The sequence below is a fragment of the Planktothrix sp. FACHB-1355 genome (assembly GCF_014748295.1).
Lineage (GTDB): Bacteria > Cyanobacteriota > Cyanobacteriia > Cyanobacteriales > Aerosakkonemataceae > Aerosakkonema > Aerosakkonema funiforme_A.
The window spans coordinates 1-7,388 of sequence record NZ_JACJUP010000227.1 but is presented as its reverse complement, the minus strand read 5'-3'; the positions used below and the strand labels follow the sequence as shown (position 1 = coordinate 7,388).

The 7,388-nt window shown below is 45.5% G+C and carries 9 protein-coding genes; 8 read left to right on the top strand and 1 reads right to left on the bottom strand.

What is annotated here, in order from left to right:
* Positions 1–71 precede the first annotated feature (71 nt).
* Positions 72–944: an NADPH-dependent oxidoreductase gene (locus H6S82_RS12155; RefSeq protein WP_190471584.1), complete on the top strand. Its 873-nt coding sequence runs from the start codon at positions 72–74 to the stop codon at positions 942–944.
* Positions 945–989: 45 nt separating this feature from the next.
* Here H6S82_RS12155 and arfB read toward each other — a convergent pair whose 3' ends face one another.
* Positions 990–1,406 (bottom strand): alternative ribosome rescue aminoacyl-tRNA hydrolase ArfB, encoded by a 417-nt coding sequence (gene arfB, locus H6S82_RS12150; protein ID WP_190471586.1) that lies wholly within the window; start codon positions 1,404–1,406, stop codon positions 990–992.
* A gap of 79 nt (positions 1,407–1,485) precedes the next feature.
* Between arfB and H6S82_RS12145 the strand changes: the two genes are divergently transcribed.
* The 7 genes from H6S82_RS12145 to H6S82_RS34350 all read left to right on the top strand — a co-directional run.
* Positions 1,486–1,752 (top strand): Precorrin-3B methylase, encoded by a 267-nt coding sequence (locus H6S82_RS12145; protein ID WP_190471588.1) that lies wholly within the window; start codon positions 1,486–1,488, stop codon positions 1,750–1,752.
* A 194-nt stretch (positions 1,753–1,946) separates the two neighbouring features.
* The gene (locus H6S82_RS12140) at positions 1,947–3,236 is read left to right on the top strand and encodes a DEAD/DEAH box helicase (RefSeq protein ID WP_190471591.1); all 1,290 of its coding nucleotides are present in this window, start codon (positions 1,947–1,949) and stop codon (positions 3,234–3,236) included.
* Between the two features lie 142 nt (positions 3,237–3,378).
* On the top strand, positions 3,379–5,229 hold the full coding sequence (locus H6S82_RS12135; RefSeq protein ID WP_242056920.1) for an N-6 DNA methylase: 1,851 nt from the start codon (positions 3,379–3,381) through the stop codon (positions 5,227–5,229).
* Positions 5,229–5,432, top strand: coding sequence for a type II toxin-antitoxin system HicB family antitoxin (locus tag H6S82_RS12130; protein WP_190471594.1), 204 nt, complete (start codon positions 5,229–5,231; stop codon positions 5,430–5,432). The genes H6S82_RS12135 and H6S82_RS12130 overlap by 1 nt, the downstream gene beginning before the upstream one ends.
* Positions 5,429–5,653 carry a type II toxin-antitoxin system HicA family toxin gene (locus H6S82_RS12125; RefSeq protein ID WP_190471597.1) on the top strand — a complete coding sequence of 75 codons (225 nt, stop codon included), beginning with the start codon at positions 5,429–5,431 and terminating at the stop codon, positions 5,651–5,653. The genes H6S82_RS12130 and H6S82_RS12125 overlap by 4 nt, the downstream gene beginning before the upstream one ends.
* Positions 5,654–5,661: 8 nt before the next feature.
* Positions 5,662–6,909: a type ISP restriction/modification enzyme gene (locus H6S82_RS12120; RefSeq protein ID WP_190471600.1), complete on the top strand. Its 1,248-nt coding sequence runs from the start codon at positions 5,662–5,664 to the stop codon at positions 6,907–6,909.
* 142 nt (positions 6,910–7,051) lie between these two features.
* Positions 7,052–7,388: cytochrome b/b6 domain-containing protein (locus H6S82_RS34350; protein ID WP_191056262.1), on the top strand; the 337-nt coding region annotated here is incomplete at its 3' end.

Below are 7,388 nucleotides of genomic sequence, written 5' to 3'. Positions count from 1 at the left end.
TTCCTTTGGGAAATTCCCAGAGTCAGAGCGAGTCGCAGCGAAAGTTCAAAATACTAACACTAAGAACTTGGATGTTGTACCAATTTGGGAGAGCCAAGTGGAGGTTTCATCGCATTTTGAACCCCCGTCCCTTTAGGGCTGGGGTGGCTTCAGGGTATGGCACAGATACATTCAATCTAGATAGCCTCTGGAATGAAACGTTGACAGCTATGCTATCCCACCGTTCAATTCGTGCCTATTTGCCTGACTTATTACCGCCACAAACTTTAGAACTTTTAATCGCTGCCGCCCAGTCTGCCGCTACATCTTCCAATCTGCAAACCTGGAGTGTAGTAGCGATCGAAGATCCTGCCAGGAAAGAAATTTTGGCTCAATTGGCAGGAAATCAAGCTCATATTCGCCAATGTCCGTTATTTTTAGTTTGGTTGGCAGATTTGGCACGACTGCATCATCTTGCTATACAACGAGGATTACCTGCTCAAGGTTTAGATTATTTAGAAATGTTTGTTACAGCAACAATTGATGCAGCGTTGGCAGCACAAAACGCGACAGTAGCAGCCGAATCTTTAGGTTTGGGTACGGTTTATATTGGCGGAATGCGAAACCATCCCGAAAAAGTTGCCGAAACCCTTCAATTACCGCCTCACTTGTTTGCTGTTTTTGGTTTGTGTGTGGGTTATCTCGATCCGGCGAAACCTGCGGCAGTGAAACCTCGTTTACCGCAAGCTGCCGTTCTCCATCGGGAAACCTATCATCTCAGTCAACAAGCAGAAGCGATCTCTGAGTATAACGATATTATGCAAAAATTTTACGAATCACAGCGGATGAACGTAGCAGGAGATTGGGTTGAACATTCATTAAAACGAGTGGCAACAGCGCAAGCATTAAATGGGCGCGATCGATTGAAAGAAATCTTGCAAAAACTTGGATTCCCACTCCTTTAAAGAGATAAGTTTGCTCAACATCGAAGTTGATAATAAAAGCAAAAATTACTCATCGTTAACTTTTCCGCGCAATGTCTTGATTTGCGATCGCTTAGTTTTGCTATCCAGACGTTTCTGTTGAGAACTGCGAGTTGGTTTGCTCTTTTTCCGGGGTTTGGGAACTGCGATCGCACTTTTAATCAAATCTTGCAGTCGTTGCAATGCTTCTTCTCGATTCTGTTCTTGAGTGCGATGTTCTTGCGCTTTAATCACAATCACACCTTCTTTGGTAAGGCGCTGGTCGTTCAATTTCAACAGTCGCTCTTTGTAGCGATCGGGTAATGAAGAAGCGATAATATCAAAACGTAGGTGAATCGCCGTCGCCACCTTATTTACATTTTGTCCCCCCGATCCCTGAGAGCGAACGGCACTCATTTCGATTTCATCTTCTGGAATAGCGACTGTGTTGGAAATTTGCAACATTATTCAAACTAAATTGAAACAAGAGCGAATACATCCATACTAAAGGTTAAAATTGAGGAGAGCGCGTTGCGATCGAACTATGGCAAAACAGGAAGAACCCCTCACAGGAGAAGCACTCATCAAAGAAGTCTGTCGGCGGATTCGGGTAGCTCGTAGCTACTGGGATGCTCATAATAATCCTGCCTGTCGGGGAGAACGAGAGCGAGCATTAGCCCTTTACAACACGCTGACCAAAGAACAAAAAGACGAAATTCCGCAACAGTTGCGAGTGTGGTTGCGCTACCGCAGTGAAAAATACTTTGGCGCACACCGCACACCACCCAAGTCCAAACGAAAATCGAAATAGTATTTTCCTCGCACTCTAGATGAAGAGTGATAATTTCTGTTATAATAAGCATCTGCCAGTACATTCCGGTCTGTTACTGACGCATTGGAAAAAAGCTGATTCAAGCTATCCAACTGAAACATAAATTTTTTGCTCTTAGACTGGCCCCAGGTATTTGATTTGGGATAGGGGCATTACTAGGAGCGATCGCATCCATGACATTTCGTAACCTCGGTCTTTCGACCGACCTGCTTCGTGCTGTTGCTGACTCTGGCTACACCTCACCAACCCCCATTCAGCAGCAAGCAATTCCCGCCATTCTGAAAGGGCAAGACGTTTTCGCCAGCGCCCAAACAGGAACGGGAAAGACGGCTGGCTTTACCCTGCCTCTACTGCAACTCCTGGACACAACCAACCCCAACAACGGGCATCGCAAGCCTCGCGCCCTCATCCTCACCCCCACTCGCGAATTGGCAGATCAGGTCAAGGATAGCGTCCAAACCTATGGCAAATACCTGTCCCTGCGATCGACAGCGATCTATGGCGGCGTCGGCATTGGGCCGCAAATTCAAACGCTGCGTCGGGGAATTGATATTCTAGTCGCTACGCCCGGTCGGTTGCTCGACCACCTTGGGCAAAAGACCGTAGACCTATCCCAGATAGAGATACTGGTGCTGGATGAATGCGATCGGATGTTAGATATGGGCTTCATCCACGACATCCGCAAAATCTTGGCGAAACTGCCCGCATCGCGGCAAACGCTGATGTTTTCTGCCACTTTCTCTAAAGAGATTCAGCAGCTTGCCAGCACTCTGCTAAATTCTCCGACACAGATCGAAGTGGCTCCCCGCAATACCGCCGCCGAACAGGTGGAACAGGTGGTTCATCCTGTCGATCGCGATCGCAAGCGAGAACTCCTTTCTTATATGATCGGGTTCCACAATTGGAAACAGGTACTGGTCTTCACCCGCACCAAACACGGAGCCAACCGTCTAGCCGAGCAGCTTGCTAAAGATGGGCTGAAAAGCACCGCAATTCATGGCAACAAAACTCAGGCAGCCCGCACCCGTGCCCTGCAAGACTTTAAGCAAGGGAAAGTGCGGGTATTAGTTGCTACCGACGTAGCATCGCGGGGACTAGATATCGACCAGCTTCCCCATGTGGTGAACTTTGAACTACCCAATGTCCCAGAAGACTACGTGCATCGCATCGGTCGCACAGGTCGCGCTGGAAACGTTGGACGAGCCGTTTCCCTAGTCTCTAGCGATGAATATCCACTCTTAAAAGACATCGAACGGTTGCTCAATCGAACCCTTGCCAAGCTAGTAATTCGAGGGTACGAGCCAACCTCCCCAGCTCAGCCTGTGGCAGAGCAACTGAAGCCGAAGCGATCGAATCAACGTCGCAGTAGCCAGGGAAAGTCCCAGACACCATCCACACCCACCCGCAGCAAAAAGTCCACAAAATCGGGGAATCGCGATCGAAAACGGCTCCGCACTGCCTAAGCCTCCTGCGATTACCGCCGAAAGAAGGCTAGATCCCCGACTTCTTAGAGAAGTCGGGGATCTGTTGCGCTGGCAATTGGAATACTGAGAGTAAGAAAGCGTTTGCCAAAACTTCATCAATCGCACCGAGGTTAAGATTACAATGCCATCTCTCTCGTTTGATACTTATTTAAAGTCAATTCAAAAGAACCTGCAAAAAGGAAGTGAGCGTAGCCATTACCCAGCATTAAAAAATTTGCTGGACGATCCCGCTAATGGAATTGACGCGGTGATTGAAGAAACAGGCAACAAAGCAGGGATTCCAGACTTTACGGTGAAGCGGCGAGAGTTGCTAGTGGGTTATGTGGAAGCCAAAGACGTTGAGCTAGATCTAGATCGGGTAGAAAAAACAGAACAATTACAACGATATCTAGAATCGTTTCCTAATTTGGTGTTGACCAATTATCTAGAGTTTCGCTGGTATGTCAACGGGAAGCGCAGACTTAAGGAGGTATTAGCCGATCGCAAAGGCAATACACTGCAAGTAAAAGATACTGACAAAATTGCGGCTCTGCTGGAGCAGTTTCTCAACTACACAGGCGAGATCGTAAGCAGTCCTGAAGACTTAGCGCGACAGATGGCGAGGTTAACAAAAGCGATCCGATTGGCAACAGAAACGGCTCTTAGCCTAGAGGAATCTGAGGGAGAATTACATCAATTAAAGCAGGGCTTTAGTGAAGTGTTATTGCCCGATTTGACTGATGCTGACTTTGCTGATATGTATGCTCAGACGATTTCTTATGGATTATTTGCGGCAAGAGTCGGTCATGCTCAAAATCCGGCGGGTGAAGTGTTTACCCGTCGCACTGCTGGCACCTATATTCCACCAACAAACCCATTTTTGAAGCGGTTGTTTAATACGATCGTCGAAACTGATGCGGTGAGTCAGATTGATTGGGCGATCGACGATCTCGTGCAATTGCTGTCTCAGGTGGATATGGGCAGCATTCTGGAAAATTTTGGGCGGCGTACTCGTCAAGAAGACCCGGTTGTGCATTTTTACGAAACGTTTCTGGCGGCGTATAATGCGGCTTTGCGAAAGAGTCGGGGCGTTTATTACACACCGGAACCTGTGGTGTCGTTTATTGTGCGATCGGTAGATGCGATTCTAAAAGATCGCTTTGATTTGCCGTTAGGTTTAGCCGATAATGCCAAAGATCCAGTAACGCAAAAGCCGAGAGTGCAAATTCTTGACCCAGCAACGGGTACGGGTACGTTTTTGTATGAGGTGGTGAAGCAGATTTATCGCAATTTAGAAGAAATTGGCATGGCGAACCAATGGGATAGCTATGTGCGAGATAATTTGCTGAATCGGTTGTTTGGCTTTGAGTTGCTGATGGCTCCTTATGCGATCGCTCACCTTAAACTCGGTCTACAACTACAAGAACTAGGCTACCAATTTAAGGGCAAACAGCGATTAGGAATTTACCTCACAAATACGCTAGATGAAGCACTGAAAAAGTCAGAGATTTTGTTTGGTCAGTTTGTCGCACAGGAAGCCAATGAAGCCTCAACGGTGAAGCGAGATACACCTGTAATGGTTGTAATAGGCAATCCGCCCTATTCGGGAAATTCGGCAAATAAAAGCGAGTGGATTGCAGGTTTAGTTAAAGATTATTACTATGTAGACGGTCTGCCATTAGGTGAGCAAAACCCTAAATATTTGCAGGATGACTATGTGAAATTTATTCGCTTTGGTCAATGGCGAATCGATCGCACAGGTTCCGGCATTTTGGCATTTATTACCAATCATGGCTATCTGGATAATCCCACGTTTCGGGGAATGCGCCAGAGTTTAGAGAAGACGTTTGACGAGATTTATCTGATCGATTTGCATGGTAACAGTCGAAAAAAAGAAGTTGCCCCGGATGGTTCACCCGATAAGAATGTGTTTGATATTCAACAAGGGGTAGCTGTGGCTATTATGGTGAAATATCCCAAGGAGAAACCGTGATGAAATGGCGTGTTGTACTTGAAGCCGATGCTGAAACGGGAGACTGGTCTGTTTGGTGTCCAGAATTACCGGGTTGTGTTTCGGCAGGAGAAACAGAAGAAGAAGCCTTAGACAATATTCGTGAAGCGATCGCGCTCTATCTTGAACCAGACCCGATCGAATTAAAATCAGGCACAATTTTGCGGGAGGTTTCCGTCGGATGACCCGCGACCGTCGCATGAATGCAGGTGAAGTTGAGCGGATTCTGGAGCGTTATGGATTTGCATTGATTTCTCAAAAGGGCAGTCACCGCAAGTGGAGAAATCTCGATCGCCAACTTCAAGTAATTGTGCCTTACCACAAGGGACGCGATTTGCCTCTGGGTACGCTACGCAATATTATGATTGGTGCTGACATTCCAGAAAGCGAATGGAAAACGGAGTAAAGTAATCAATGGCTAAGATTTATCACGCCGATCTCTGGGGTTCACGGGAAGATAAATATCGCTATCTTCAAGAGCATGATATTACTACCATTGAATGGACAGAAATCTTTCCTCAATCACCGCTCTATCTTTTCATACCTCAAGACAAAGATTTGCGTACAGAGTACGAAGCTGGCTGGAAAATTACTGAAATTATGCCAGTCAACTCAACAGGAGTCAAAACTCATCGAGATCATTTTGTGTTTGATTTTGATTTATCAGAACTCCAAAAACGCATAGAAAAATTTAGAGACTTAAACATTTCAGATCGAGAAATTAGCGAAACCTATGAGCTTCAAGATACGAGAGATTGGAAGTTAAGCCAAAGACGGCGCTCTCTAAAATCAAACTCTGATTGGGAAAGCTTTTTTACACAATGTCTTTATCGTCCATTTGACTGGAGGGCATATTATCACCATGAAGATGTAGTTGAACTTCCTAGATACGAAGTTACACGACATCTTCTTGAAGAAAATAATTTGAGCTTATGTACGACCCGTCAAGTAAATAGTGAATTTAAGCATATATTTTGTACTAAGTATCCCGTTACAGACTGTACAGTTTCAGTAGCTACGCGAGAACGTACTTATTTATTTCCATTGTATTTGTATCCTGACCCCAGGAATTCACAAAAATCCCTTTTTGAAAGTAATGAAATCGAAACTAACCTAGCTCAGAAGTTTGTTCATGCCATTCGAGAGAAGCTTGGTTACATTCCCACTCCAGAAGCAATCTTTTACTATATCTACGCTATCTTCCATAGCCCCACCTATCGCCAACGCTACGCCGAATTTCTCAAAATCGACTTTCCCCGTGTACCGTTAACCAGCAGCGATCGGCTATTCAAAGACCTGGGGGCAAAAGGTGAGGCGTTGGTAGACCTGCACCTGATGAAATCGAAGAAACTCAATAAGCTGATTACTAAAATGGATGGCGATGGCGACAATGCCGTTACTGAAGTTACCTATAAACCCGCAGAACAAAGAATTTATATCAACAGAAACCGCTATTTTGAAGGCATCACACCCAACGTATGGGAATTTAATATTGGTGGTTATCAGGTATTAGATAAATGGCTGAAGGATCGCAAGAAAGCCAGACGCACCTTATCCTTTGATGATGTATTGCACTATCAAAAAGTCGTGATTGCCCTCAAAGAAACCATGCAGATAATGCAAGAGATCGATCGATTGATTCCCGGTTTTCCGATCGAGTAGACCTTAATTGTCAAGCACTACTAGGATAAGACAATATAAGCCTAAATAGAGTGTATCAGAGCGATAAAATGAATGATTATCGCGAAAATTCTGCGTTCCGATCCATTCTACAGACTCAAAATTTTAGAAAGGAGAAACTCAGGTGACTGTTGCCCAGATTAGAAGTAAAAAAGGCAAAAAAAAGACCGATGCTCAGAATTTATGGTTTTTACATTGGTTAATGGCCGCCTGCTTTCTCGTGCTTTTTGCCACTGGCGCTTACATGACCGATTTGCCAGAGGAAGTAACGTATGGGGAGTCTTTATACGGATTCCATAAGACGCTTGGGGTAGTGGTGATGAGTATACTGCTGGCCAGAATTTTTGTGCTGCTGCGCGTCATCCAACACAAGTATAGGCGGCGTCAGCCCAATTTGACCGGGGAATGGCTGAAAACATTTGCTTTTCATACAATTCTCTACATTTTTATGCTGTTCGTTC

Coding starts and splice junctions, on each gene's coding strand:
- H6S82_RS12140 (WP_190471591.1), top strand. CDS start 1,947: ATGACATTTCGTAACCTCGGTCTTTCGACCGACCTGCTTCGTGCTGTT.
- H6S82_RS12155 (WP_190471584.1), top strand. CDS start 72: ATGTTGTACCAATTTGGGAGAGCCAAGTGGAGGTTTCATCGCATTTTG.
- arfB (WP_190471586.1), bottom strand. CDS start 1,406: ATGTTGCAAATTTCCAACACAGTCGCTATTCCAGAAGATGAAATCGAA.
- H6S82_RS12125 (WP_190471597.1), top strand. CDS start 5,429: ATGACCCGCGACCGTCGCATGAATGCAGGTGAAGTTGAGCGGATTCTG.
- H6S82_RS12145 (WP_190471588.1), top strand. CDS start 1,486: ATGGCAAAACAGGAAGAACCCCTCACAGGAGAAGCACTCATCAAAGAA.
- H6S82_RS12120 (WP_190471600.1), top strand. CDS start 5,662: ATGGCTAAGATTTATCACGCCGATCTCTGGGGTTCACGGGAAGATAAA.
- H6S82_RS12135 (WP_242056920.1), top strand. CDS start 3,379: ATGCCATCTCTCTCGTTTGATACTTATTTAAAGTCAATTCAAAAGAAC.
- H6S82_RS12130 (WP_190471594.1), top strand. CDS start 5,229: ATGAAATGGCGTGTTGTACTTGAAGCCGATGCTGAAACGGGAGACTGG.